This is a genomic window from Ensifer sp. M14, from assembly GCF_003355565.1.
GTDB lineage: Bacteria > Pseudomonadota > Alphaproteobacteria > Rhizobiales > Rhizobiaceae > Ensifer.
The window spans coordinates 540,803-565,929 of record NZ_QJNR01000014.1; the positions used below are offsets into that span (position 1 = coordinate 540,803).

The 25,127-nt window shown below is 59.6% G+C and carries 19 protein-coding genes and 1 pseudogene; 12 read left to right on the forward strand and 8 right to left on the reverse strand.

The annotated features are described in order from the left end of the window. Positions 1-207 precede the first annotated feature (207 nt). The gene (locus BLJAPNOD_RS30995; RefSeq protein ID WP_115422602.1) at positions 208-1,650 is read left to right on the forward strand and encodes a TrkH family potassium uptake protein; all 1,443 of its coding nucleotides are present in this window, start codon (positions 208-210) and stop codon (positions 1,648-1,650) included. Positions 1,651-1,657: 7 nt separating this feature from the next. Here BLJAPNOD_RS30995 and BLJAPNOD_RS31000 read toward each other — a convergent pair whose 3' ends face one another. The 3 genes from BLJAPNOD_RS31000 to BLJAPNOD_RS31010 all read right to left on the reverse strand — a co-directional run bounded on the left by BLJAPNOD_RS31000 (position 1,658) and on the right by BLJAPNOD_RS31010 (position 5,884). Continuing rightward, positions 1,658-3,937: a mechanosensitive ion channel domain-containing protein gene (locus tag BLJAPNOD_RS31000; RefSeq protein WP_115422603.1), complete on the reverse strand. Its 2,280-nt coding sequence runs from the start codon at positions 3,935-3,937 to the stop codon at positions 1,658-1,660. Between the two features lie 311 nt (positions 3,938-4,248). Next, entirely contained in the window at positions 4,249-5,514 is a 1,266-nt protein-coding gene (locus BLJAPNOD_RS31005; RefSeq protein WP_115422604.1) for a DUF2254 domain-containing protein, read from the reverse strand. A gap of 88 nt (positions 5,515-5,602) precedes the next feature. After that, complete coding sequence (locus BLJAPNOD_RS31010; RefSeq protein WP_115422605.1) at positions 5,603-5,884, reverse strand: hypothetical protein; 282 nt, start codon at positions 5,882-5,884, stop codon at positions 5,603-5,605. Positions 5,885-6,133: 249 nt separating this feature from the next. Between BLJAPNOD_RS31010 and BLJAPNOD_RS31015 the strand changes: the two genes are divergently transcribed. Next, entirely contained in the window at positions 6,134-6,562 is a 429-nt protein-coding gene (locus BLJAPNOD_RS31015) for a MarR family transcriptional regulator (protein ID WP_115422606.1), read from the forward strand. A 594-nt stretch (positions 6,563-7,156) separates the two neighbouring features. On the opposite strand, the gene BLJAPNOD_RS31020 is transcribed toward BLJAPNOD_RS31015, so the two are convergent. Both BLJAPNOD_RS31020 and BLJAPNOD_RS31025 read right to left on the reverse strand, forming a co-directional pair. Then, the gene (locus BLJAPNOD_RS31020; RefSeq protein WP_115422755.1) at positions 7,157-7,948 is read right to left on the reverse strand and encodes a DUF1194 domain-containing protein; all 792 of its coding nucleotides are present in this window, start codon (positions 7,946-7,948) and stop codon (positions 7,157-7,159) included. A gap of 453 nt (positions 7,949-8,401) precedes the next feature. Beyond that, entirely contained in the window at positions 8,402-9,169 is a 768-nt protein-coding gene (locus BLJAPNOD_RS31025) for an SDR family NAD(P)-dependent oxidoreductase (RefSeq protein ID WP_115422607.1), read from the reverse strand. A gap of 319 nt (positions 9,170-9,488) precedes the next feature. Between BLJAPNOD_RS31025 and queC the strand changes: the two genes are divergently transcribed. Genes queC through queE form a run of 3 tightly spaced genes read left to right on the forward strand, consistent with a single transcriptional unit; the run spans position 9,489 to position 11,280 of the window. Continuing rightward, positions 9,489-10,199, forward strand: coding sequence for a 7-cyano-7-deazaguanine synthase QueC (gene queC, locus BLJAPNOD_RS31030; RefSeq protein ID WP_115422608.1), 711 nt, complete (start codon positions 9,489-9,491; stop codon positions 10,197-10,199). Then, entirely contained in the window at positions 10,199-10,555 is a 357-nt protein-coding gene (queD, locus tag BLJAPNOD_RS31035) for a 6-carboxytetrahydropterin synthase QueD (protein WP_115422609.1), read from the forward strand. The genes queC and queD overlap by 1 nt, the downstream gene beginning before the upstream one ends. Next, positions 10,552-11,280, forward strand: a complete 729-nt coding sequence (gene queE, locus BLJAPNOD_RS31040) for a 7-carboxy-7-deazaguanine synthase QueE (protein WP_115422610.1) — start codon at positions 10,552-10,554, stop codon at positions 11,278-11,280. The genes queD and queE overlap by 4 nt, the downstream gene beginning before the upstream one ends. Positions 11,281-11,466: 186 nt before the next feature. Here queE and BLJAPNOD_RS31045 read toward each other — a convergent pair whose 3' ends face one another. Beyond that, on the reverse strand, positions 11,467-13,383 hold the full coding sequence (locus BLJAPNOD_RS31045; RefSeq protein ID WP_115422611.1) for an adenylate/guanylate cyclase domain-containing protein: 1,917 nt from the start codon (positions 13,381-13,383) through the stop codon (positions 11,467-11,469). A 246-nt stretch (positions 13,384-13,629) separates the two neighbouring features. Between BLJAPNOD_RS31045 and BLJAPNOD_RS36265 the strand changes: the two are divergent. Continuing rightward, positions 13,630-13,831, forward strand: a pseudogene (locus BLJAPNOD_RS36265) (LysR family transcriptional regulator); the annotation flags it as partial. A gap of 179 nt (positions 13,832-14,010) precedes the next feature. Here the strand turns inward: BLJAPNOD_RS36265 and BLJAPNOD_RS31055 are convergent. Further along, complete coding sequence (locus BLJAPNOD_RS31055) at positions 14,011-14,928, reverse strand: hydrogen peroxide-inducible genes activator (protein ID WP_115422612.1); 918 nt, start codon at positions 14,926-14,928, stop codon at positions 14,011-14,013. A gap of 167 nt (positions 14,929-15,095) precedes the next feature. On the opposite strand from BLJAPNOD_RS31055, the gene katG reads away from it, so the two are divergent. Next, positions 15,096-17,270: a catalase/peroxidase HPI gene (gene katG, locus BLJAPNOD_RS31060; protein ID WP_115422613.1), complete on the forward strand. Its 2,175-nt coding sequence runs from the start codon at positions 15,096-15,098 to the stop codon at positions 17,268-17,270. A gap of 469 nt (positions 17,271-17,739) precedes the next feature. Here the strand turns inward: katG and BLJAPNOD_RS31065 are convergent, their stop codons facing one another. Next, positions 17,740-19,542 carry a P-loop NTPase fold protein gene (locus BLJAPNOD_RS31065; protein WP_115422614.1) on the reverse strand — a complete coding sequence of 601 codons (1,803 nt, stop codon included), beginning with the start codon at positions 19,540-19,542 and terminating at the stop codon, positions 17,740-17,742. A 660-nt stretch (positions 19,543-20,202) separates the two neighbouring features. Here BLJAPNOD_RS31065 and BLJAPNOD_RS31070 point away from each other — a divergent pair. The 5 genes from BLJAPNOD_RS31070 (at position 20,203) to BLJAPNOD_RS31090 (ending at position 25,053) form a co-directional block, all read left to right on the forward strand. Continuing rightward, positions 20,203-21,375, forward strand: coding sequence for an ABC transporter substrate-binding protein (locus BLJAPNOD_RS31070; RefSeq protein ID WP_115422615.1), 1,173 nt, complete (start codon positions 20,203-20,205; stop codon positions 21,373-21,375). A gap of 349 nt (positions 21,376-21,724) precedes the next feature. Continuing rightward, positions 21,725-22,591, forward strand: a complete 867-nt coding sequence (locus BLJAPNOD_RS31075) for a branched-chain amino acid ABC transporter permease (RefSeq protein ID WP_077499208.1) — start codon at positions 21,725-21,727, stop codon at positions 22,589-22,591. A gap of 2 nt (positions 22,592-22,593) precedes the next feature. Continuing rightward, positions 22,594-23,592 carry a branched-chain amino acid ABC transporter permease gene (locus BLJAPNOD_RS31080; protein WP_244611177.1) on the forward strand — a complete coding sequence of 333 codons (999 nt, stop codon included), beginning with the start codon at positions 22,594-22,596 and terminating at the stop codon, positions 23,590-23,592. After that, entirely contained in the window at positions 23,592-24,356 is a 765-nt protein-coding gene (locus BLJAPNOD_RS31085) for an ABC transporter ATP-binding protein (protein ID WP_077499205.1), read from the forward strand. Before BLJAPNOD_RS31080 ends, BLJAPNOD_RS31085 begins: the two co-directional genes overlap by 1 nt. Beyond that, entirely contained in the window at positions 24,337-25,053 is a 717-nt protein-coding gene (locus tag BLJAPNOD_RS31090; protein WP_115422617.1) for an ABC transporter ATP-binding protein, read from the forward strand. Before BLJAPNOD_RS31085 ends, BLJAPNOD_RS31090 begins: the two co-directional genes overlap by 20 nt. The last annotated feature ends 74 nt before the right edge of the window (positions 25,054-25,127 follow it).

Sequence of the window (25,127 nt, forward strand, 5' to 3'; positions counted from 1 at the left end):
CAGTGAGCGATACATCGCAACAACGGGGCGTACAAGGCGCAAGGTCGTCATTCTTCGATGCTCTGAAGAGGTTCAATAGCCACGTCGATTGCGTCGCGCGGCAGGTGAGCTTCTTTTCGTTGAAATTGTCGGGACCGTGTTGCAACTTGCGATTCCAAAGAGCACGCCGGTCGCCGGTAAACAACTTTCGAGGACGGTATCCGACGAATGTATCGATCAGCCGCCCACATTGCCGCCGTGTGCGGGCTTTATCTTTCGCTGACGATGATTGTGCCGGCCGTGATCGATTTCCAGGCCGGCTACGCCAGTTGGGAAGTTTTTATGCGGGCGGGGTTCTTCGGTGGAGGTTTATGTCTGGCAACCGCCATTGCAACTCACGAGCCCATGCCGCCTTTGAGCAAAAGAATGGGCTTCCTCCTTGTCAATCTGTTGTGGATCACATTCTGTTTGATCGGGGCCTTGCCACTCTGGCTTTCCCAGTTGAACTTGAGCTTGGCACAGGCGATCTTCGAATCCGTCTCCGCTGTGACCACGACGGGATCAACTGTCATTGTCGGTCTGGATCATGTTGCGCCGGGATTGCTGCTCTGGCGTTCGATGCTTCAGTGGTTTGGGGGCATCGGCATCGTTGCGCTTGGCCTCTTCGTCATGCCGTTTCTGCGTGTCGGCGGAATATCATTCTTTCGTCTGGAATCGTCCGATACCAACGCGAAACCTTTTGCCCGGATCGTCAGCTTTCTGCGCGCTCTCGTTATGATCTACATCGCGCTGACACTGTTCTGCGCCATTGCCTACAGAACGCTGGGGATGACACAATTCGACGCAATCAACCATGCATTCACGACCGTGGCGACAGGGGGATTTTCGACCCATGACGCTTCGTTCGGATATTACGACCGTGTCGGCCTGCTATGGGCTGCGACATTCTTCATGACCCTTTGCAGTCTGCCATTTTCTATTCTGATCCTATTTGTCGTTCGCCGGCGTGCTGAGGCTTTGCGAGATCCGCAAGTTGCGTTCTTCCTCGTCGCACTTGCGACGCTTGCGATGGCGCTTGCGGTTTATCACCGCATTGAGAGCGGAGCACCTTTTAGCGAAGCGTTGTCGCTTGCCTTTTTTTCAGTCGCCTCGATCCTTTCGACCACCGGCTTTGCAAGTAGTGACTATACGGCGTGGGGTAGTTTTGCGATGGCCGTCGCGTTCTTCGCGACATTTATGGGAGGCTGTTCGGGTTCGACCGCCGGCGGCATGAAAGCCTATCGATTTGTTATCATCATCAATTCGTTCCTGCCAATCGTTGCACGCATCATCTATCCCAAAAGCGTTCTGGCGGTCCGGTACGGAAATGTGATTGTTGAACCCGACACGCAGCGCGCTGTCTTCATATTTTTTGTCACCTACCTTGCGATCTGGGCCCTCGGCAGTCTGTTCATGGCGGCACTTGGCTATGACATTGTAACGTCCATGTCGGCCGTCATCACCGCCCTTTCGAACGTCGGGCCAGGCACCGGGCCGGTCGTTGGCCCGGCCGGCAACTTCTCCACGATCTCCGATCCTGCGCTGGCAATGCTATCAATCGTGATGATCATGGGCCGACTTGAGATTCTAACAGTCCTCGTCATTCTCGCGCCCGTTTTCTGGAAAACCTAGGAGCTCTTCAGGAGATAGCCGTTCTTTCAGTGTTGACTGAGTGGTAGCGCTTGTCCTGAGAGGCATCTGCTTTCGTTTCATGGCTGCGAACAGCCGGTTTCTCACGGCGAAACGTTATGTTTGCTGCGGGCGCTGCGCCATCCTTGCCCACCCCGAAATAGACTGTCTGGTGGGGAAACGGCATCTCGATGTCGCGGGCATCGAAGACCTGCTTGACCGCGGCATTGAAGGCCCGGCCGATCGCCCATTGCTTGCCCGGAAGCGTCTTGATCCGCACGCGGACGACGACGGCACTGTCGGCGAGCGACTGCACGCCGAACCACTCGAGATCGCCGATGATGGCCGGTGCTTGATCCGGATCGCTTCTCAGCGCGCTGAAGGCGTCCTTCAGCGCGACGCGCACGTCATCGACATTCTCACGATAGGCAACCCCGATGTCGGCCACATGAAAGGAAAAATCGCGCATCAAGTTGGTGACGATATCCACCGATGAGAACGATATGATGTGGTAGGAGCCGTGGACGTCCCTGAGGCTGACCGAACGGATCGTTAGGCGCTCAACTGTGCCCGTTATGCCACCGACGGTGATGACGTCACCGACGTTGATGGCATTCTCAAGCTGGATGAAAACGCCGTTGATGACATCCTGAACCAGCTTCTGGGCACCAAAGCCGATGGCAAGCCCGAGGACGCCGGCAGACGCCAACAGTGGCGCGATGTCCAGGCCAAGCTCGGAAAGGGTGAACATCAGCGTGACGACGACAATGACGATCGTCGCGGCATTGCGAAAGAGGCTCAACAGGGTCGTCTCGCGCGATGTGGCGACGGTGCCGAAGGATGGATTGAGACGGTAGTCCACCCAGGACGACAGAACGAGCCAAACCAGATAAGCGCAAAGGAGCACCAGAAAGACCGAGACGACCGTGCCCGTCAGGCGCAGCCCAAGCGGTGTTGCCAGGAAGCGGGCGGGGTGAAACAGGCCGATCGCTGCCATCACCATGGCGACGACAAGCGCCAGGATCGCGACACGGACGATGGTCAGGAACTTCGGCGCGACACCGTTTACGCGCCTCTCCAACAAAGGCAATCGTTCATTGAGCCGTTCCGGCAGGCGGACGCCACCCGATATGCCTGCCGCAAGCCGGTCGGCGACGATCCATCCGACAAGAATTGCCGCGAAGGCCTGGACGCTTGCGCCTAGCACGCCGAACAGCCTTTCAATGGTTCCGACCAGCACCGTGAAAAACAGAAAGCCCAGATAGGCCAGAACCGGCCAGTGCCACCGCGAAGCCAGAAGAGTGCTCAACCGCCCGCGCTGATCCGTCTGCGATCGGCCCAGCAGCCAATCGGCAACCGCGCTTCTGCTGCGCAGCGTCGTCGCAATCGCTATGCCAAGTGCGATGAGAGCTGCAAGCACGGATACGGCCTGCCCGGACATCGGCGATACGTTTTCCGCCAGAACCGGTTGGAACAGGAGTTGCCCATAGCCCAGAATACCGATGATCCAGGCAAGCGTCGCATAAATCCGCTGCGCCGCCGGCGTGCTGATATGAAGAAGCCTGAAATCAGGATTGGACGGTGACAGAATCTTGGTCGAGATCACCTTCAAAACCTGAACGACCGTAAAGGCATTGAGATAGAGGGTCTGCTCTAGGTCCATCCGGCCGAGTTCACCAAAGACGGTCAACGCCGCTAGATAGCCGACGGCCCAGGCTGCAAAAACCGTTGCGACATCCATGACCAGCGACGCAACCGCGAGCGCGACCCTGGCCGCGGGCCGTGCCGCGTGCGCCCGCAGTCCGAGCTTGCGGTCGACGGGCATTTTGAAGAGCCGAAGCAAATAGAAAGTGCCGTGCGTTGCAACGATCACCAGCGCGAGGTTGCGCAGCATGACGAGCAGCACCGCCGCTTCCGCCCCTGTGAGGCTGGAGAATAGCGCCGGCACCCTTGCCAGCTGCTCATAGACGCCGACGAGGGAAGAAACCGCCTGCTCGGCGATATCGCGGGTCAATTCGGCAATACGTTGTCCGAGCGGGACGTCAGCCGTTGTCGGCACTGCCGTGCCGGAGCCTGCTTTTCCGGCGGCCTCGAGCTGCGAGAGCAGGGCTTCCCGGGATTTGTCGTCACGCAGGACATTGATCAGGTCTTGAAGCTTTATCGGGTTGTGCGCCTCCTGCACATCTGCAGCGGGGGCTGTCATGCCTGGCACCTGGGCCGCAGTCGGCGCGCTGAGCAAGGTCCATGCGATCAAAACACCGATCACGGATTTGAGGATGGTCGTCAACACGGTGGATGGTCTCCCTCCACACCGCCTGCAATGTCATGGCAGGGGCGGCTGGATGTCGGTGACGGCACAGCCGACGGGCTCTACCGGTTTCACCGGCCCGTGCCGGCACAAGACAGGCGTTGGGCGATCATAGTTTTGGCCGTGCGAGGACAGGATTGGTTTCGTGTCCGCAGCGAGAATGGTTGTGGCCAGCGATGTTTGACGCGGCTATCGCGCCGTTCTTCCCCGGGAAGAGGGCGCTAAACTAGAGCAAACACATTGCCGGTCAACCGTCGGGCGGATTTTCCGGTAGGCAAGCATATTCGTGTCTGTCAGGTCTTGCGTTGAACCAACGCGACCTGACGCAGGCGACACCTGTCTGCTTCCAGTGAAAGCGCAATCTCTGCACGCTCAAGCGCCTCGGATGAATGGCGTTCGGCATTGGTCACGTAGCGCCGGTCAGGCAGTTGCGACAGCAACTTCAAAGTCTTTTGCAGCCGAAGACCGACTTCGACAATTGCGGCACCATCGCGGGCAATCGGTGTGAAGAGGTCGTCAAACAAGTCGGCTAGTTCGACTGGGGGAATGTAGACATTCGGATAAACAACTCCATCTGAATCGGACTGCTCCGCGGGCGTGCTCCAGACAGTGAGTATGCGCATGGCGCGACTGAGGACGTCTATTGCAGTGCCCGGATCGTTGACGGCAGGAGAAAGCGCTCTGGATGCAATTTCCGCTAGAACCGAAGCCCCGAACCGGGGGTCCTGATCAAAAGACCTGGTTTCACCGATGGTGAAACATCCGCGAATGGCACTCTCCTGGTCTTCCTGGGTTAGGCCCTCGGCCCATGCTATGGGTGTCGTTGGATCGACGAGCTTGCCAGGTACTGCGCGAACGTAGATCCTACCTCCACCCTCGTGTGCCAGGCTCGATAATGCGGAAACGTCGAGGTGTTGGGTATAGCCAATCGACGAAAAGTGTATCGGCCGCGCCGTCGAAGGAACATTGGCAGTAACATCAATCAGCGGCTGGCCACCTAAGTAGGGCCGTTCCCTGCGGGCCTCCATTGCCGCTAGTGTGGCCCTTTCGACACGCTCGGTGGTTTCAGTAACCCTCCCGAGGCGGGACAAGTGACCCATCCAGCGAAGGAGCGTCACGACAATGACGCCGACGACACCGATGGTCACTAGGAAAAGGACAAGTCGCCCTTCATCGCCATAGGCGCCCGTACTAAGCGCGATAATCCCAACCAAGCTGAAGATAAATGAGCCGATAAAAGTTGAAAGCACGTTCTGCGTCGTACTGTCTTCCATAACGAGGGTTGTGGCTCTCGGAGTGACATTGCTGGTGGCCGCAGCATAGGCGGACACCATGGTGCTGAGCGAAAACGTCGTCACAGCCAGCATGCTCGACGCGATGATCGACAGAATATTGTCGACTGCATCCGCACCGATGGTTGCGGATAAATCGTCAGGAATGAAGGGACTGGCGATGATTGCAAGCAAGGCGGTGAAGACGCCCAAGACAGAAAAAAGCGCCGCACGAAACCAGATGCGTCGCGCAATCCGCGATAATTTCCAGATCCACCGCGATTCCATGGCCGCTCCCGAGCGCGCCTGTTCACAGGGCCTCTTCAACAGCCAAGGTAACGAAGGCTGAAAGGAAACGATAGGACTTGCTCAGCAATTATCGTCTTAGGGTCTTCGCCATTTTTCCGCGGATGAAGGTCATAGCTTCGAATGTGATGCGACCTTCCGGATCTATGGTTGCCTGCCACACCCTGTTGCCGAGGCAGCATTTGATGTGGAGGCTGTCGCGTGAATCGCACGCGCCTTTGTCGACCGATACAATGATCAAACCAAGTTGGCAGTAGCGCTGGAAGTCAGCCACCGACAACCCAAACTGATCCGCGACATAAGCCGTCTTAAGAGGTGGGGAGCTCGGAGTGTCTTTTTCGCTGGTCAACATGCCCCCTCAATCGTGCTGTCGCGCCCTCTAGTACACATATTTCAGCGGATTGCCGCTCATCCGACCCAGGATTCGCGAGCGCGGATTTTGTCATGTTTGCACTTGGCGACAGTAAGTGCTTATTGTTGTCGCGCTCGCGAGCCTCCTCCCCAGGTGAGACGACAAGAGTATATCATGACATGATATAAATAAAGGCAATATTTGGATGCTTTTCGAGCCAGGCTTTGAACTTCAGCGAGCGCCTCTTAAATGACTGCAAGCGATCGGCTCGATCCAGGTATATTCGAGGGACTTGCGGGGGTCAGGTTGGCCATGCGCCGGTTCCTTTCATTCAGCGAGGCTGCCCTTTCCCAAGCAGGTATTACGTCCCAGCAGTATCAGGCAATGTTGGTGATCAAGGTCGCAGAGCAAAGCCAGATCATGGTCCGGGAACTGTCGAAACAAATGATGATACAACGCAACGGCGCAGTTCAGCTTATTGATCGCCTTGAGGCAGCACACCTCGCCATCCGTATTCCGTCTTCGACCGACAAACGTAGCGTCCTCGTTGCCTTGACGGACCAGGGAGAAACTCTACTTGAAACGTTGGCCAGGGCTCACTTGGGCGCGATGCTTGAAAACGAACCGTTGCTAATAGATTCCCTGACACAGCTTAGGAAACTGGCCGAGTTGGCCTAAGTGTTAGAGAAACGCTGGTATTGCCGGCTCTTGTCGTCAACGTTACAATTTGACCTGCTCCCGATCAAATGCCTTCGCGTCAATCAATGCAAGTCAGTCGACGTGTCCGGGCAGGCGGCCGCAGTGTGAGCCGCCACCGATTCCGTCAGCCAGATGCGGGTAGACGGTTCCTTTGGCGGTCCGCCCGATCGGTCACTTCTCGGCAGCCAAGGCCACATACATACATGTGGCTGCCGTAGGTATATTCGGCGACACCGGACCACTCAAAAAATCTCGTCGCGGAATTTTTCCATCCCGGAAAGATTTCGCCCAGGCCGAGTGCTTTTTACCGTATTGATCTTGAAGCTTGAATGCGGCCCTGTAATTTTGTGGCGGCACCCGTCACGACGTGCGGAAGCAGTTCAGCACGAATATGGACTACGTTTTCATATTCTGAAGAGCTGCAAAAGGGTTCGTCCGCAAGCAAGCGAGCGCCGACAAGCGCGCACCTTGTGGCGATTAAATGGTTCGCTATCATCGCTAAGACAATCATCCTCTTGCGTCAGAAAACCCAGTGGCTCCAGTGCAGGCTCGCATTAGATGAACCTAACACTCCTAGCGCCGCAATTCGGGATAGAATGGGTCTACGAACCCGGGCCGAAGCTTTTCGCCTATCAGACAATCCGAAACGGCTTCACCCGCTGCAAGCTGAAAATGCTCTGCGCGCGTGCGCCCGCTCACCTCCAGAATCAGCTTCTGGCGGATGGCGAAGCCGAAGTCCTCCGGTTCGTGAACGGCAAGCACGAACGAGCCTGCTCCGCCGATGACACAGTCGCCGTAGTATTGGTCCAGAGGTCCTAATGCGACAGAGGGCCGGATCATGATGGCAAGGCCATTGATGACGATGCCGCGAGCCACGGAATTGGCACGGGCTGTCGTAACCGGCCCACCGAAGTTGTTCGGCCCATCACCCGATATGTCGATAATCCTACGAGCACCGGAGAACTTGTTCGACTCGATAAGCGTCGTCCCGAAGATGATTGCATTGGAGATTGAGGTCGCACGCCGTATTCCGATCGGCCGAGCCTGCAGCCTGGCAGCAAAAGCCAATGCGTCTTCGGCATCATCGATCACATGCCAGGCAATGACGGAGTCCTCGTTTATCATCCCCGCCCATTCGAAATAACCGAGGGCAATCCGCCCTAGATACCCGCCTTCTACCGCATTCAGAAAATCCGGATGTTTCAGCGCCTCGACATAGCCGGTCCGCTGCACTTGCGCCTCCTCTATGTCCATCGAGCCCGAAATATCGACTGCAAGAAGCAGTTCGACATCGACCTCCTCGGCCCCAGCTGTCCCCATCGAAATTCCACTGAACGCCAGGATTATTGCTAGGACTTTGAACATCGCTCGGCCTCGCATCTGGATGAGATTCATACTTGGGTGGGATTTGAGAACTACGCCCTGCAGCGAGATTTATTGTAGCGGCTCCCCTCGTCGCCGCATAGCGGCCGAGACAGGAGCCAGGATCTATTAATTTTGCACGGTTATTGTTGCTAAGCGCGGCTCAGATGGCGCGGTTGTCGCCGCACTTTCCGCGGGCGAGTCTCACCTTGTTTGTCGCCGCGCATCGCGCATATCCGGAAACGCCAGAAGCGGGTTTCTGTCAGCAAACCGTAAAAACAAAGAGTTGGCTGGCGTCGGCAGTCCGCTGAACGTGGAAGCGATACCGCCGCGCCTGGCGCAAAATGCGATGCCCGGGCTACCTTGATACTCAGCGCCCGATGCCTGTCTAACCCAATGCATGATACGGAAGCGGGCCGAATGCGAACCGCATCCGGCCCGCTTCCGTATCAGCTCTCAGCGCGCGCCCATGCGCAACGCGCCGTCGAGGCGGATGACTTCGCCGTTCAGCATCCGGTTTTCGCAGATATGTTGGACAAGGGCTGCAAACTCCTCCGGTTTGCCGAGGCGCTGGGGGAAGGGGACACTTTTTCCGAGCGAATCCTGGACCTCCTGCGGCATGCCGGCCATCATCGGCGTTTCAAAAATGCCCGGTGCGATCGCGACGACGCGGATGCCGTGGCGCGCCAGTTCGCGGGCAATCGGCAGCGTCATGGCGACCACGCCGCCCTTTGAGGCGGAATAGGCGGCCTGGCCGACCTGTCCGTCGAAGGCGGCGACCGAGGCGGTGTTGATGATGACGCCGCGTTCGCCGTCGTCGCCAGGCGCTTCCTTTTCCATCGCTGCTGCCGCGAGACGGACCATGTTGAATGTGCCGATAAGATTGATGCCGACCGCTCGCGCGAAACTGTCGAGGCGGTGAGGGCCTTCGCGGCCGAGTACTTTTTCGCCCGGCGCGATGCCGGCGCAGTTCACCAGCCCGTGAAGGTGTCCAAACGTATTGACAGCCGCGGAAACTGCGGCAGCGCCATCGGCCTCGCTGGTGACGTCGGTCCTGACGAAAAGGGCGTTGCTTCCGAGCCGATCGGCCATTGCTCGCCCGGCGTCTTCGTTGATATCGGCGAGCACCACGCGCGCGCCCTTGCCGTGCAAGAGGCTGGCAACACCGGCGCCAAGGCCCGATCCGCCGCCGGTCACAATGAAGACTTTTCCGTCGATCAGCATTCCAGAACTCCTCCCATATCGATCTCCACCGTAAGCTGGCACTTGACGCCAAAGACCAACGTACGGAACTCACGCCCCATCAGGCGTGACGGCGCGACGTTAGCGCCTTTGAAACGCGGCGGAAATCGGCCGGAGTGATTTTTGATCTTGCGGCTGCGGATAAAATGGTCCGGCCGTCTTCCGTCGTCAGGCGAAGTCCGCGTTGCCGCGCACACAGGGTAGGGTGCGGCGTTGGGGACTGGCCAAAACCACTGCAATGGCTTAAAGCAGCCGCGCATCCGGTCGCAGCCCACCCGGTCAAAACAAGGGACCCACATTCATGAGAACTATCGTCATCTGCTCCGGCGGATTGGACTCCGTTTCGCTCGCCCATAGAATAGCGGCAGAACAGGAGCTCGTCGGCCTGCTTTCCTTCGACTACGGCCAGCGCCATCGCAAGGAGCTTGACTTCGCCGCTGCCTGCGCCCGCCGGCTTGGCGTTCCACATGAGATCATCGATATCACCGGTGTCGGCCGGCACCTGACCGGATCGGCATTGACCGACGATATCGACGTGCCCGACGGCCACTATGCCGAGGAGACGATGAAGGCGACGGTCGTGCCGAACCGCAACGCCATCATGCTGGCGATCGCCTTCGGGCTTGCCTCTGCGCAGAAGGCCGACGCCGTTGCGGTTGCCGTCCATGGCGGCGACCACTTCATCTATCCCGATTGTCGGCCGGGCTTCATCGATGCATTCCAGAAGATGCAGGACGAAGCGCTCGACGGCTATGGCGCCGTCAGGCTTTACGCCCCCTATGTCGATGTTCCCAAGGCAGCGATCGTTACGGATGGCGCCAGGCACGGCACGCCCTTCGGCGAGACCTGGTCCTGCTACAAGGGCGGTGATCACCATTGCGGGCGTTGCGGCACCTGTGTCGAGCGACGCGAGGCCTTTCATCTGGCTGGCGTCGACGACCCGACCGAATATGCCGATCCGGACTTTTGGCAGGGCGCCATCAGCCGCTTCTCGGCAGAGGAGGTCCGCTGATGTACCGCATCACCAAGGAGTTTCATTTCTCCGCCTCGCACCAGCTGAGCCATCTGCCCGCCGATCACCAATGCGCGCGGCTGCACGGACACAACTACATCGTCGAGGTCGAGCTTGCTGCCAACGAACTCGACGAAAATGGCTTCGTGCGGGACTATCATGATCTGGCACCGCTCAAGCGCTACATCGATGGCAGTTTCGACCATCGCCATTTGAACGATGTGCTTGGCCATGACCGCGTAACGTCCGAATGCCTTGCCCGGCATTTCTATGACTGGTGCAAGCAGCGGCTGCCGGAAACGTCGGCCGTTCGCGTCAGCGAGACGCCGAAGACCTGGGCGGAATACCGGCCATGACCGGTGCCGCTATCCGCGTCAGCGAGATCTTCGGGCCGACGATACAGGGAGAGGGTGTGCTGATCGGCCAGCCGACGGTGTTCGTGCGCACCGGCGGCTGCGACTACCGCTGTTCCTGGTGTGATACACTGCACGCGGTCGACAGCGAATACCGCGAAGAGTGGCTGCCGATGTCGGTCGACGACATCTGGAGCGAGGTCAAGCTGCTCTCCGGCGGCGTGCCGCTCACCGTCTCGCTTTCCGGCGGAAACCCTGCCATCCAGCCGCTCGGTCCGCTGATCGATCGCGGCCACAGCGAGGGCTATCGTTTTGCATTGGAGACGCAGGGCAGCGTCGCCAGGGACTGGTTCGCCAGCCTCGATGTGCTGGTCCTCAGCCCGAAGCCGCCATCGAGCGGGATGGAAACCGACGTCGCAAGACTGGACGACTGTCTTTCGATAGCCGCCGGCGGGCCGATGACGGTGCTGAAGATCGTCGTCTTCGACGATCGGGACTATGCCTATGCCAAGGACATCGCCCGGAGGTACCCGGCGTGGCCCGTCTACCTGCAGCCGGGAAACCACACGCCACCACCGCCGGAAGACGACAGCGCGACAGTGGACATCGACGGCATCATGAACCGAATGCTCTGGCTGGTCGACAAGGTAACCGGCGACAAATGGTTCGATGCGCGGGTGTTGCCGCAGTTGCATGTCCTGTTGTGGGGTAATCGCCGCGGCGTTTGAATATGGGGAGCGTGGTCGTTTACGCGCCGCGCCCTCTGCTCACTTGCGACAGCATGCGGGGAGGCACTGTTCACGCTTTCTGCTCGATCGGACAGATTGGTATCCGCGGCGCGTCGACGAAGGGGCGCGGCCCGTGTCAAAGCCAAGACCGGCCGGGCGCATTCCCGTCGTTGCATCAACGGATGCCTATCCGGGTTGGCGGGTCGCGGCTTCTACCAATTCGTAAACCTCCACCGCTTCCATCCGTCCCTTCACTTTCATCAGCCCGAGCGAGCGGAACGCGAATTGATCCGCAGCGACCTGCTGGATTGCGGCGCTTGCAAGGATGGTCGTGCCGAACTCCTTGTTCAGACCCTCCAACCTCGACGCGACGTTGATCGTATCGCCCATGGCTGTGTATTGCTGACGCGCGATTGCATCGAAACTGCCGACGACAGCCTGCCCGGTGTGCAAACCGAACCGGGTTCGCAATTCGGGCCGGCCGATTTTCCGGCTATCCTCATTCAATTCATCGACGGCGACGCTCATGGCGAGCGCGCAGCGACAGCCGGACGCGACGTGATCAGCCTCTGTGATGGGGGCATTCCACATGACGAAAATGGAATCGCCGAGATATTGGACGACTGTGCCGCGATGGCGCTCTGCAATCTGGTTTAACAGTTCGAAGTAGGCGGACAAGATCTCGACAACGTCTTCGGGCGGGTGCTGTTCGGAAATAGTGGTGAAGTCGCGAATGTCCGTGAACAGGACTGTCACGTCCTGCCGTGCCGCCTTCGTCGACGTATCAGAGGGGTCGACAATCCGTCGGACAACCTCCCGGGGAACGTAAAGAGCAAATTGCGCGATGGCGCGCCGCGAGGCGGCTAGCGCTCCCGAGAGCGTATTGATTTCAGTGATCCAGGAAGGCGGTGTGCCCTTTCCGGCGAAGTCCAGATCGCCAATTCTTCGCGCTTCGTCCGCAAGCTGATAGAGAGAGGCACTGATCAGGCGCGAGAGGACAATCGACCCACCGACGCCTGCGGCTACAAAGATCGCGGCCATCAGCACATTGCGCACGAGTTCTTTGTTTGCCTGGCTCACAAGATCGTCGAACGGCACCACGACTGCGACGGAGGTGCCTTTGAACAGGTCCGAGAAGGTGACCGGAGCGATCTCGACAAGATAGGGCTCACCGTCGAGATCGAACCGAGCGAGATCCCCGTTCGTGAGCTTGACGTCCCGGCGGAGCCGGATCACCGTGTCGACAGTTCTGTCCAAGGCTTTGGCTGCTCCATCGTCAGCCTCGCCGCGCTGCGTCCACAGACCCAGTATCCTGCTCATCATCGCCGGGTCCGAATGTGCCACAAGCCCGTCTTGTTCATCGAGGATGTAGCTGCGGGCACGCGGCGATATCTCGCGCGCGTCGAGCAGTCGGCTGACGGTCTCGAGGTGAACATTCACGCCGACCGCGATCTGTCCGTTGTCTTTCATCGGTGCTGCGATCGTGAGGGTCGGCATCTTCAATGTGCCGCTGACGAAGGGGCCGACCGAAACAGGTTTCTGATGCTCCAGAACCGAGCGATACCATGGCCGCTGTCGCGGATCGAATGTCGTTCTCTCGGATCGGCGTTCGCCGATGAGTTTGCCTTCGGCATCGAGGAACCTCATGATCTCGATGTTTCCAGCATTTTCATGCGCCACAATTCTGATCGCAAACGCTGTGCCGTCAGGCGCTGAAAGTGACGTTCGGACATGCGGATTTGCCGCGTTGATTGCCTGTATGTAGGCCCCGTCGGGATAGCCGGCCAACATGCTTGTTGCATTTGGAACGTTTCGAAGAACTTCGAGGAAGAATGCCTGCTTTTCTTCCAGCTCGTGGGGTGGACGAGAGACGATGTGTTGCAAGGTGGAGGCGACGGCGATGGCCTCGTATCCTCCCGCCAACGCATATTTGTACCCCTCGACCAGACGCAGGCTCATCTGCCGCATCTGCTTTTCGCCCGCAACGATCGCCGCTTCGCGTCCGTGACTGAACGCCATCCAGATCAGCGGAATGGAGATACAGAGCAGCAGCGTCGCAACCAGGACGCTGAGATGCAATCTTAGAGGCTTCGACCAGCGCACGTGATGTCCCTCTGAGATCCAAGAGCACGCGAAATGTACCGCTACTGGAACGCCGCGACCACTCTCGCAGGTGGATATAGGACGATGGAGCATGCGGAGCACAATAGGAGGAGCGTGCCAACCTTCCGATCAGCGGTGTAGAGCCCCGGTTTGGGGACTGAGAGGCTGCCAACCCTGCAGATCTTTCGCCGACGTCAATGCAGGCGCCGGTCGGCATTGAGGGTGCTCTGTTTGCTCTGATCCCCGTTTTCGCCGGTGTCACGGGTGTCGGTCGGTCTTGGCATCGGCTTTGCGCCGAAATGGATGCTGGATCCACCCAATCGCAATTTCGAACTCGGGAAGGTGAGGGATGTCGACTTCAGGATCGGGCTTGGGGTCGTCTTGGTCCAGGGGCGGTCCAACGGCTGCCCGGGACGACTTCATCGATTTCGCGAGGTCGCCTGTGAGGCAGTCGATGGCTTGTTCGCTTTTGGGTGCGAACTCTCGATCAGGCGGAGCGGGTTGCCTGGGGCAAGCCGTCCCGGTTCCGCCTTTTTGGCGGCGCTATTCAGAACCTCCTGCGGAGACCCCCACTTAACCGGTTAGCCGCGCGTTTTGGGTGTCTGCTATTGACGCAACGGCTTGTTTTCACAGGGCGCCATCCATTTGCCTCTGCCTGCGCAGCCCGGCTTCGCGCACGACGTCGGCGATCCGAGTGAACTGCGCCGACAATGGATTGGTCTTTCGCCATACCATCCCGATCGTTCGGGTGGGGCGGGGGCCGGCAAGCCGGGACACGCCAACCGAAGAGGATCGCGTTTCGGTCTCGATGGCCATCTCCGGAATAAGCGTCACACCGATGCCCGCACCCACCATCTGAACGAGGGTTGAAAGCGAGCTGCCTTCCATCACGTCGCGCGTCGATGCCGCGGTGATGTTGCAGACGGACAGGGCCTGGTCCCGGAAGCAATGCCCCTCTTCCAGCAGCAACAGGCGCATCTCGTGAAGCCTTTCCGAAGCCGGCACCGGCTTTTCCGCATCCTCTAGCGGCCGCACCAGCACGAATTCCTCGTCAAACAGCGGGATTTCCTCCAGCGCAGGTTCCGAAATCGGCAGCGCGACGATGGCGATATCCAGTTTCGCCTCCGCCAGGTCCTCGATCAGTCTGCCTGTGATCGCCTCGCGTGGCCGCGGATCGAGCCCCGGATAGAGCTGCGCGAGCGATTTGATGATGCTTGGTAGCAGATAGGGCGCGACCGTTGGAATGATGCCGAGGCGAAGACGGCCGGCAAGCGGCCCATGGGCCGCCCTTCCGAGGTCTCCCAGTTCGTCGACAGCGCGCAGGATAGCGCGGGCACGGCCAACGAACTCCTCGCCGAGGCTTGTCAGCCGTATGCGGCGCCCACCTCTCTCCACGAGCGGCGCACCGAGCAGTTCCTCCAGTTCCCTTATCTGCACGGAGAGCGCAGGCTGCGAGATGGCGCAGCTTTCCGCAGCGCGGCCGAAATGGCCGATGCGGGCAAGGGCTTCGAAATAGCGGAGATGCTTCATGGTTAGGCCGTTCATAACCTCAGCATATCGGAGCCTTTAGAATATACAATTGGAGTTTATCGAATAGGCTTGTTACTCATTGGCCACTTGGAAGACACCGACCGGTGGCGCTGACCAAAGAAGTGCGCCCGCAAAGTCCTTCCAGTGGCCGTAGATTGAAGAAAATCCGTTGGAGGACCAAAATGGATACGAAGACAACCCCGACCGGCAAGTGTCCGGTCATGCACGGCGGTGCCACGGCTCTCGGCAACTCCGTCATGGAATGGTGGCCCAACGCACTCAACCTCGACATCCTGCACCAGCACGACAGCAAGACCAATCCGCTCGGCAAGGGGTTCAACTATCGCGAAGAACTCAAGAAGCTTGATGTGCAAGCGCTGAAGGCGGACCTGCGCGCCCTGATGACGGACAGCCAGGAATGGTGGCCGGCTGACTGGGGCAGCTATGTCGGCATGATGGCGCGCGTCACGTGGCACGCAGCCGGCTCCTACCGCGCCGCTGACGGCCGCGGCGGTGCCAACACCGGCAACCAGCGCTTCGCCCCGCTCAATTCCTGGCCGGACAATGTCAACACCGACAAGGGTCGCCGCCTGCTTTGGCCGATCAAGAAGAAATACGGCAACAAGATCTCCTGGGCCGACCTGATCGCGCTTGCCGGCACCATCGCCTACGACGTCGCTGGTCTGAAGACCTTCGGCTTCGCCTTCGGCCGCGAGGACATCTGGGCGCCGGAAAAGGACGTCTATTGGGGCAATGAGAAGCAGTGGCTCGCCCCGAGCGACGGCCGCTACGGCGATGTCGCCAAGCCCGAGACGCTGGAAAACCCGCTTGCCGCCGTGCAGATGGGTCTCATCTACGTCAACCCGGAAGGCGTGAACGGCAGGTCCGATCCGCTGGCGACCGCGGCACAGATGCGCGAGACCTTCGCGCGCATGGGCATGGACGATGAGGAAACCGTAGCCCTTACCGCCGGCGGCCACACCATCGGCAAGTCCCATGGCAATGGCAACCCGGCTGACCTCAGCGCCGATCCGGAAGCCGCAGGCCCCGAATTCCAAGGCCTCGGCTGGGTGAACACCAAGGGTCGCGGCATCGGCCGCAATACCGTCGTCTCCGGTATCGAGGGCGCCTGGACCGCCGAGCCGACCAAGTGGGACAACGGCTTCTTCGAGATGCTGTTCAAGCATGAGTGGACACTGACGCACAGCCCGGCTGGCGCCTCTCAGTGGGCACCGATCACCATCGCCGAGGAAGACAAGCCTGTCGACGTCGAGGATCCCTCGATCCGCACCATTCCGATGATGACCGATGCGGATATGGCGTTGAAGGTGGACCCGATCTATCGCGAGATCTCGCTACGCTTCAGCAACGACTTTGCGGCGTTCTCCGATGCCTTCGCCCGCGCCTGGTTCAAACTGACGCACCGCGACATGGGACCGAAGTCCCGTTACCTCGGCCCTGATGTGCCCGCCGAAGATCTCGTCTGGCAGGATCCGATCCCGGCCGGCCGCAAGGACTACGACATCGGCGGCGTCAAGGCGAAGATCGCGGCATCCGGTCTTTCCGTCTCGGATCTGGTTGCCACGGCATGGGATAGCGCCCGCACCTTCCGCGGCTCGGATTACCGCGGCGGCGCGAACGGCGCCCGTATCCGCCTTGCCCCGCAGAAGGACTGGGAGGGCAATGAGCCGGCGCGTCTGGCCCGTGTTCTTGCCGTGCTGGAGCCGATCGCTACGGCATCGGGCGCCAGCCTTGCCGACGTTATCGTGCTTGCCGGCAACTACGGCGTCGAGCAGGCGGCAAAGGCCGCAGGCTTCGAGATCGAGGTGCCGTTTGCCGCAGGGCGCGGCGATGCGACCGCCGAGCAGACGGATGCGGACGGCTTCGCCCCGCTCGAGCCGCTCGCCGATGGCTTCCGCAACTGGCAGAAGAAGGACTATGTGGTGAGCTCGGAAGAGCTGCTGCTCGACCGCGCCCAGCTCATGGGACTGACTGCGCCCGAGATGACAGCACTCGTCGGTGGCCTCCGCGTTATCGGCACGAACCATGCCGGAACGGCGCACGGCGTCTTCACGAGCCATGTCGGCGCGTTGACGACGGACTTCTTCGCTACGCTGACGGACATGGGTTATTCCTGGGTTCCGACCGGCAACAACATGTACGAAATCCGCGACCGCAAGACCGGCGCGACCAAGTACACGGCGACCCGCGCCGACCTCGTTTTCGGCTCGAACTCCGTTCTTCGCGCCTATGCGGAGGTCTATGCCCAGGACGACAACAAAGAGAAGTTCGTCAGGGACTTCGTCGCGGCCTGGACCAAGGTCATGAACGCCGATCGTTTCGATCTGGTTGCATGATCCCTGGGGCTTCCCAGTCAACGCCTTCCCCCGTCAGCCGGGGGGAGGCTCTCTGTCGCCTCGCTGTAAGACGAGGCCGGGGTCGCTGACCTCGCCGGAAGCGCGGACGGCAGGATGGTGTCGTTTAGAGCATTTCCAAGAGAAGTGCGAAGCCGATTTCCGTCAGGAAATGCGTAAGAACAAGGAGATAGAGCGTTTCAGCGATTCCAACTCAGCCGGGAACGCCCTAGGCACACTGGCTCACGGCTTTCCGAAAGCCACGCCTCTCCAACCCCAGCCGGCTTGATGAGCGGCGTCAATCAAGGGCGTCTTTATTTCGACGGGGGCAAGGTCACCAACACACTACTGCCCGGGCGTTTCTGATGAAGATGCGCGAAGCTATTGCCACCAATCGCGAAGATAACGTTTATGGAAGGAGAGCTTCACATCGAGGGCAAGATGCGGCCGTCTGCGCACTCGTCCGCATCTGTCAACCATCCAACCCTTCTTGCGGACCCTTTCTATGTGGAAGCAAGGCGAGCACTCTCTCGATACGAGCCTTCTCGAAACCGCTGGCACTAGCGGCCCTTTCCTCCAACAAACTGATTACGTCCTTCAACCATTTCACTTCCAGTCCCCATCGCTTGTCGACGGCCCGCTTGCAGCGAACGTTCAGTGCAAAGGCAATCGCTTGCCAGTTCATCGGTGAAGAGCGCATCCATGCGGCAACGAACTGCGCGGGCTGAAGTCTGGGCAAGACAGGACTTGTCGCGATCGGTGTTTCGGCATGAGAACTTACGTCACACAAAAGCGCGTAGAACTCCGACCCATCCGCCTCAACTATCGACAGAAATTCCCCCGACTTCGCCGCGAACTCTCTCAAGAAAATAAGCTCTCTCGTTTGAATCAATTGATTGAACAGGTCCTGGAAGTGGGTTTCGTAATCCTCGTGGACCAGGTAGTTCCAGCCGTCCCAAGATCCTCTGAAGGGTTCATACCATTCCTCGCCGGCATCGCGAGCAGGAAGTCGTCTGGTTTCTGTCAGATCCTCGATGTATTTCTTGCATTCCAATGCGATCTCATCGAAATCGGCCGCTATGAGGCCGATCTTGCTCAACTTAAATCTGAGTGCGAAGATATGGAGGATAGCGCCGGACTCGCTGCTCTTTCGGCTTCTGAAATCTTCTTCGAACTGGGCGAGCGCCGGTTGGACAATGGAATCCGGGAACTCCTCGAAACGCCGAAGTATTTTCCACGATGCGTCCTGTTCCGGGACCATAAAGTAGGTGCTTGCATCCAAAGCCGCCCCTATCGCACCTCGATCGAAATGCCCGTCTATCAGAATCTGTGCCAGTATGGGCCCGGGTATCAGGGTGCTCGAAAGATCGACGAAGGGATATCGCTTCTTCGTCTCCGACAGATTCTCAGCTTGCTTTTGGCCCTCCATTCTGCGTGTCTGGTGAGCAAGGTGGGCCGCGAGAGGACTCGAAATATCGATCTGATCGAGGCGATCGGCACGCCATTCAATGTTGTACGCGCAGAAGAACTGGACGAGCGCTGTCATCGCTTCAGGATGAAGGGTGTGTTTGGAATCTAGCGTCCCATAAAGTCGTGCCAAATCCTCAATGATGTGCCGCAGAATCCGCAGCGACAGGACTTCAGAGTAGACGAATGTCCGTAGGATTTCTGTCTCATGTCGCGATATGAATCCTTTCGCCGGATCGCTCGCCGGCTCCAGAAAAGCGCGAAATGCCGCTTCGATTTGCGGCTCAACCCTAATGGTCTGCCCGAATATTTTCTCTTTGGAATTGTTGAATTTATCCGCTGACTGTAGCTCTTCTTCGTGAGCGATGACGACAACTCGGCAGCCGTGATGCTCGACGTACATGTTGATCGTTCCGAGTGTCTCATCGATGTCGACGCGGCAACGTTCAAGGTCATCGAATACCAGGACCTTGTCGGTCGCCACCTTGTTCCGGAGCATCGCATTAGCTAGCCCAGAGAAAACTCCGCCAAGCGATACACTAAAGCCGAATGCCTCGCCGCCAAATTCGCTGGCTCCGCTCGCAGCTTTTTTGATCTTGTCTCGATTGGGGAACATCTCGGCGTAGACCGCTGAAATAATCTCGTCTGTCGATTTGAGGCCATAGAGGCTGACATAATAATGATCCGCCAGAGCCCGGTTGACCTGGTAGGTCTTGCCTGTCCCCCACGGGCCGGTCACAAGCACCGCGTAGCAGGGCTTCTGGAGAGTGGAATAGTAAGAAAGATAACTGGCCAGCGGAGACATCATGATGCTTCACTCCCGAGTTCGTGGCGACGAGATTCACTCGAGGGTTTGATATCAACCCAAGCTTCAGCAAAGTTAGATTGCAACCAGTTTTATGTCTAGCTAATGCACGAGCCGCCGCCGGTGTTAAGCGCAGCAATAGCGGCACTCGCCTCTGTCTTCGCCCGTTTGGGAATCTGCCAGTGAATTTTTCTGGAAGAACACATTGAGTGCTGCTCCATCGGAATTCAGAGGGAATGGTTATGCGCCGGCGCCCGGCTGCAATTCATTTTCAATCCCGGACGGATTGACTGCCACGCTAACAAAACGCCGTTGGGTGATTGCGTTAATCGAATTAAGGAGCCCCAGAGTTCTGCAATAGCGTGTCGCTACCCCTTTCCTGGCTATGTCGCCAAGCGCAGGTTTTGCTAACTTCTTACGAGGGACGTTGGACGTTGTTAGACGCGCTTTCTGACCCTGGGCACCGATGGTGGTACCAAAGTCAAATGCGCGCTCCAGATTTCATCTGGTAAAGAGTGGAAACATAACTGTTGAATTATGATTTACGCCCCATATTTCATTTTTGCATCACCGTTTCGCATGGCAAACTGACAAGCATCAAATTCGGATAGCTTTGCGATGACGGTGCCGGAACGGGAGTGGACGGTGCCACAGGGAGGAAACATGAAACGGACGATACTAGCTGCGCTTGCGACTTTGGCGATGAGTGGTGCTGCCTATGCCGACACGATCAAGATCGGTGTCGTCGGACCTTTTTCCGGTCCCTTCGCGCTGCAGGGCAAGAACTTCAAGGCCGGCATCGATGCCTATATGGCGGTGAACGGCAGCAAGGTCGGCGACGATGATATCGAGATCATCTATCGCGACGTGCCGCAGGCCGACCCGGCGCAATCGAAGGCGCTGGCACAGGAACTGGTCGTCAAGGAAGGCGTACAATATCTCGCCGGCTTCTATTTCACGCCGGACGCCATGGCCGTCACGCCCCTCTTGGAACAGGCGAACGTTCCCCTGGTGATCATGAATGCGGCGACGTCGGCGATCGTGACCAAGAGCCCGCTTGTTGTGCGGACCTCGTTTACGACCTGGCAGACATCGACCCCGATCGCCAAGGTGGCGAAAGACGCCGGCGTCTCCAAGGTCATCTCGGTGGTCAGCGATTACGGCCCGGGTGTTGACGCGGAAAATGCCTTCAAGGCCGGCTTCGAGGCGGCCGGGGGCCAGGTCGTCGAGGCGATCCGCATGCCGCTTGCGACCAATGATTTCTCGCCGATCATGCAGCGGATCAAGGATTCAGGCGCTGAAGGCGTCTTCGCCTTTCTGCCGTCGGGCCCGACCACGCTCGGTTTCGTCAAGGCCTACAACGAAAACGGCCTGAAGAGCGGCGGCATCAAGTTCTTCGCGCCCGGCGATCTGACGCAGGAGTCCGATCTGCCGGCACTCGGCGAAGCGGCTCTCGGCATCCAGACGACATTCCACTACGCGGTGTCGCACGACAGTCCTGAGAACAAGGCGTTCGTCGAGGCAGCGTCGAAGGCTATCGGCAATCCTGCCGAACTCTCTTTCCCGTCGGTCGGGGCCTATGACGGCATGCATGTCATCTACAAGATGATCGAGGCGACGGGCGGCGAGCAGGACGCGCAGAAGGCGGTCGACGCGGTCAAGGGACTTTCCTGGACCAGCCCGAGGGGGCCTGTAACCATCGATCCCGAATCGCGCCACATCACCCAGAACATCTACCTGCGCGAAGTCGCCAAGGCCGATGACGGCACCTACTACAACAAGGAGGTTCAAACCTTCGAGAAGCAGGGCGACCCCGGTCTCGCAGCGCTGAAGTAGATGCTTTGGCTGCGCGGGCGAGAGCTCAACTCGTCCGCGGGGCCTCTAAAACAACGGCTCCGGCGAGCCGAGCGGACCGCACGCGCCGAGCATTTTCAGGAAAAGTGCAGAGCGGTTTTCGGCGAGAAAGTGCGCTAAGACTGAGGTGCATTTCCAGACGAAGTGCGCAGCGGTTACCCGTCATCCGGGCACATCGTGACGCGGGTGCCATCCGGAGAGTAATGGGAGCGCTTCGGTGCCTCCGTTAAAGGGGGGAGGCGAACCTGGACCGGGCAGATGCTTGCTGGCGCCGTCTCCTCTTGTCCCGCCAGTCTGCCGACAGTGACAACGAAAGGCATTGGGTAGTTCCATGCAAACAGTCCTCAGCATCGCGATCGATGCCCTTGCCTACGGCATGGTGCTCTTCGTCATTTCCATCGGGCTTTCCGTGACCATGGGGCTGATGCGCGTTGTCAACCTTGCCCATGGCGCCTTTGCCATGATTGGCGGTTACATAGCCTCCTATGCGGCGCGTGATCTCGGGCTCGCCTATGGTTTTGCCATCGTGCTTGCCGTCTTCGGCACGATCCTGATCGCCATTCCAATCGAGCGCCTGCTTTACCGCCGGATCTATGGCGCCCCGGAGTTGACCCAGGTGCTGATGACCATCGGCATCACATTCTGCATCATCGGCATCGCCAACTATGTCTTCGGCCCGACGCTGAAGACCGTGCCGCTGCCGGCACAACTGCAGGGCTCGGTCGATCTCGGCTTCCGGGCGATTGCCACACATCGGCTGTTTGCGATCCTTTGCGGCCTCGCCGTGGCAGTTGCGCTTTGGTACACGATCGAGCGAACCGCCTTCGGCGTGAAGCTGCGCGCATCGGTCGACAATGCGGCGATGGCCGCAGCCCTCGGCGTGCGCACGGAGATCGTCTACGCCGTGAGTTTCGCGGTCGCCGTCGGCCTTGCCGCCTTCGGCGGGGTGGTCGGAGCCGAGTTGCTGCCGGTCGAGCCCTATTATGCGCTGCGCTACATGGTGACGTTCCTGGTCGTCGTGTCGGTCGGCGGTGCCGGCTCGATCCCCGGCGCGCTCCTTGCCTGCCTGCTGCTCGGCGGCATCGATACGACCGGCCGCTACCTGATGCCCGAATTCGGCGAATTCTTCTTCTATCTGGCCGTCATCGCGATCATCTGCGTCTTTCCGCGCGGACTTGCCGGGAGAGCCAAGGGATGAGCATGACCACCACCAACGACCTTATCGCGGAAACGCAGAGCAAGCGCCGCTTCGGCGCTAGCGACCTGATCGGCCTTGGCGTCATATTGGCGCTCGCCGTTGTCGGCTACTTCCTGTTTCCCAACAATCTGGCGCTGCTGACGCGCATCATTGCCATTGCACTTCTGGTGCTCTCCCTCGATCTCGTCACCGGCTATTGCGGGGTCGCGACGTTGGGGCATGCGGCGCTTTTCGGCGCCGGCGCCTATGCTGCGGGTATTGTCTCGGCGCATTACGGCATCAACGATCCCTTCGCGATGCTCGCCTTCGGTATCGCCGCCGGCGCCGTTGCCGGCCTCATTTGCGGCGCAGTGATCCTGCGAGCGCATGGCCTGCCGCAACTGGTGTTGTCGATCGCGCTCATCCACCTGTTTCATGAGTTCGCCAACAAGGCCTCGTCCTGGACCGGCGGCAGCGATGGTCTGTCCGGTATCGCCCCGAGCGCGCTCTTCGGTCTCTACGAGTTCGACCTGTGGGGCCGCACGGCATACGTCTTCGGCGTCGTGCTTCTGGTGCTCGTTTTCTTCGTCCTGCGGCTGATCGTGCGCTCGCCGTTCGGCATGCTGTGCCGGGCGATCAAGGAGGATCCGATCCGCATTCGCTCGATGGGCGCATCGCCCAAGACCGCGCTGATGAAGATGTATGTCATCTCCGGTGCCGTTGCCGGTGTCGGCGGGGCGCTCAACGCGATTTCGACGCAGGTGGTCGGCCTCGACAGTCTGTCCTTCACCATGTCGGCCGAAAGCCTTGTCATGCTCGTGCTCGGTGGAACCGGCTCGCTCTTCGGCGCGCTCACCGGCACCATCGTCTTCATGTTCTTCGAGGACGTGGTTTCCGCCGCCAACCCGTTCCACTGGTTGACGATGGTCGGTGCGCTCTTGATTGCAGTCGTCCTCTTCGCGCCGAAGGGGCTTTATGGAACGGCCGCCGCCTTCGTCGCCCGTCGCCGGGAGGCAAAGTGATGCAGCCGATCTTCGAAGTTCGCAACCTTAAGCGCGCCTTTGGCGGGCTTGCCGTCACCAACGACGTCAGCCTCAGCATGGCGCCGGGCGACCGCGTGGCGCTGATCGGCCCGAACGGTGCCGGCAAGACGACATTCGTCAATCTGGTCACCGGCAATCTGGCGCCTGATTCCGGGGAGGTTCGGCTTAACGGTGAGACCGTCACCAGCATCGATGCCATCGGCCGGGTGAGAAGGGGGCTCGTGCGCTCCTTCCAGGTTACGCGCCTGTTTCTCGACATGACGCCTGCCGAGCATGTGGCGCTTGCCGTGCTGCAACGCGACGGCCGCTCGGGTCGCCTGTTCGGGAACTTCCTCGCCATGCCCGATGTAATGGACGAGGTCGGGCAACTGCTCGGAAAACTCGGACTTCGCGATCTGATGCATCGCAAGGTCAGCGAGATCGCCTATGGCCAGCAGCGCCTGCTTGAAATCGCGGTGGCGCTTGCCTTGAAGCCTAAGGTCCTTCTGCTCGATGAGCCGGCCGCCGGCGTGCCGCAGAGCGATACTGGGCGTATCGAGCAGGCGCTTGCCGACCTGCCGGCCGATCTCGCGGTCCTGATGATCGAGCATGACATGGATCTGGTCTTCCGCTTTGCCAAGCGCGTGATCGTGCTTGCCGCCGGCGCCATCATTTTCGACGGCTCGCCGTCTGACGTCACCCAGGATCCACGGGTGCGAGAAGCCTATCTGGGGAGCTATGCCAATGCCAGCCACGCCGCTTGAGGTGGAAAACCTGTCGGCCGGGTATGGGCCGACGCGAGTGCTCGAAGACATCTCGTTCTCGGTTCCATCCGGTGCGCGCCTTGCCGTTCTCGGCCGCAACGGCATGGGCAAGACGACGCTGCTTGCAACACTTGCTGGACAGACGAAACGCTATGACGGCCGCATTCGCATGGGCGATACGGATGTGACGGCGCTGCCGAGTGCCTCGCGCGCCCGCAAGGGCCTGGGGTTCGTGCCGCAGGCGCGCTGCGTTTTTCCGACGCTGACGGTCGAGGAGAACCTGTTCGTCGGTCTCAAGGACCGGCCGAAGGCGGCGCTGCAGGAAGCCTATGACATGTTTCCCCGGCTGTTCGAGAGGCGGCGCAACCTCGGCAGCCAGCTTTCCGGCGGCGAACAGCAGATGCTGTCGACGGCGCGCTCGATCCTCGGTCGTCCTTCCGTCCTGCTGCTGGATGAGCCGCTCGAGGGGCTTGCACCGGTGATCTGCGAGGAACTGATGAAGGCCTTTGCCGAGCTCGCCAAGACCGGCGATATGACGATCGTACTCGTCGAGCAGCGCATCCAGAGTGCGCTCGATTTTGCCGATCAGGTCATCGTGCTGGAACGCGGACGTGTTGCCTGGGCAGGCACGCCACAGGCGCTTTCAGGTGACCGCGATGCAGTCGAGCGATTGCTCGGTGTCGGCGGGCTTCACTGAGCCAGCAGCGCCAAATCTGTCGTCAGGATCGGACCCGCGCCAGAACGGCGGGACGGGGCGTTATGAAGGCGTAG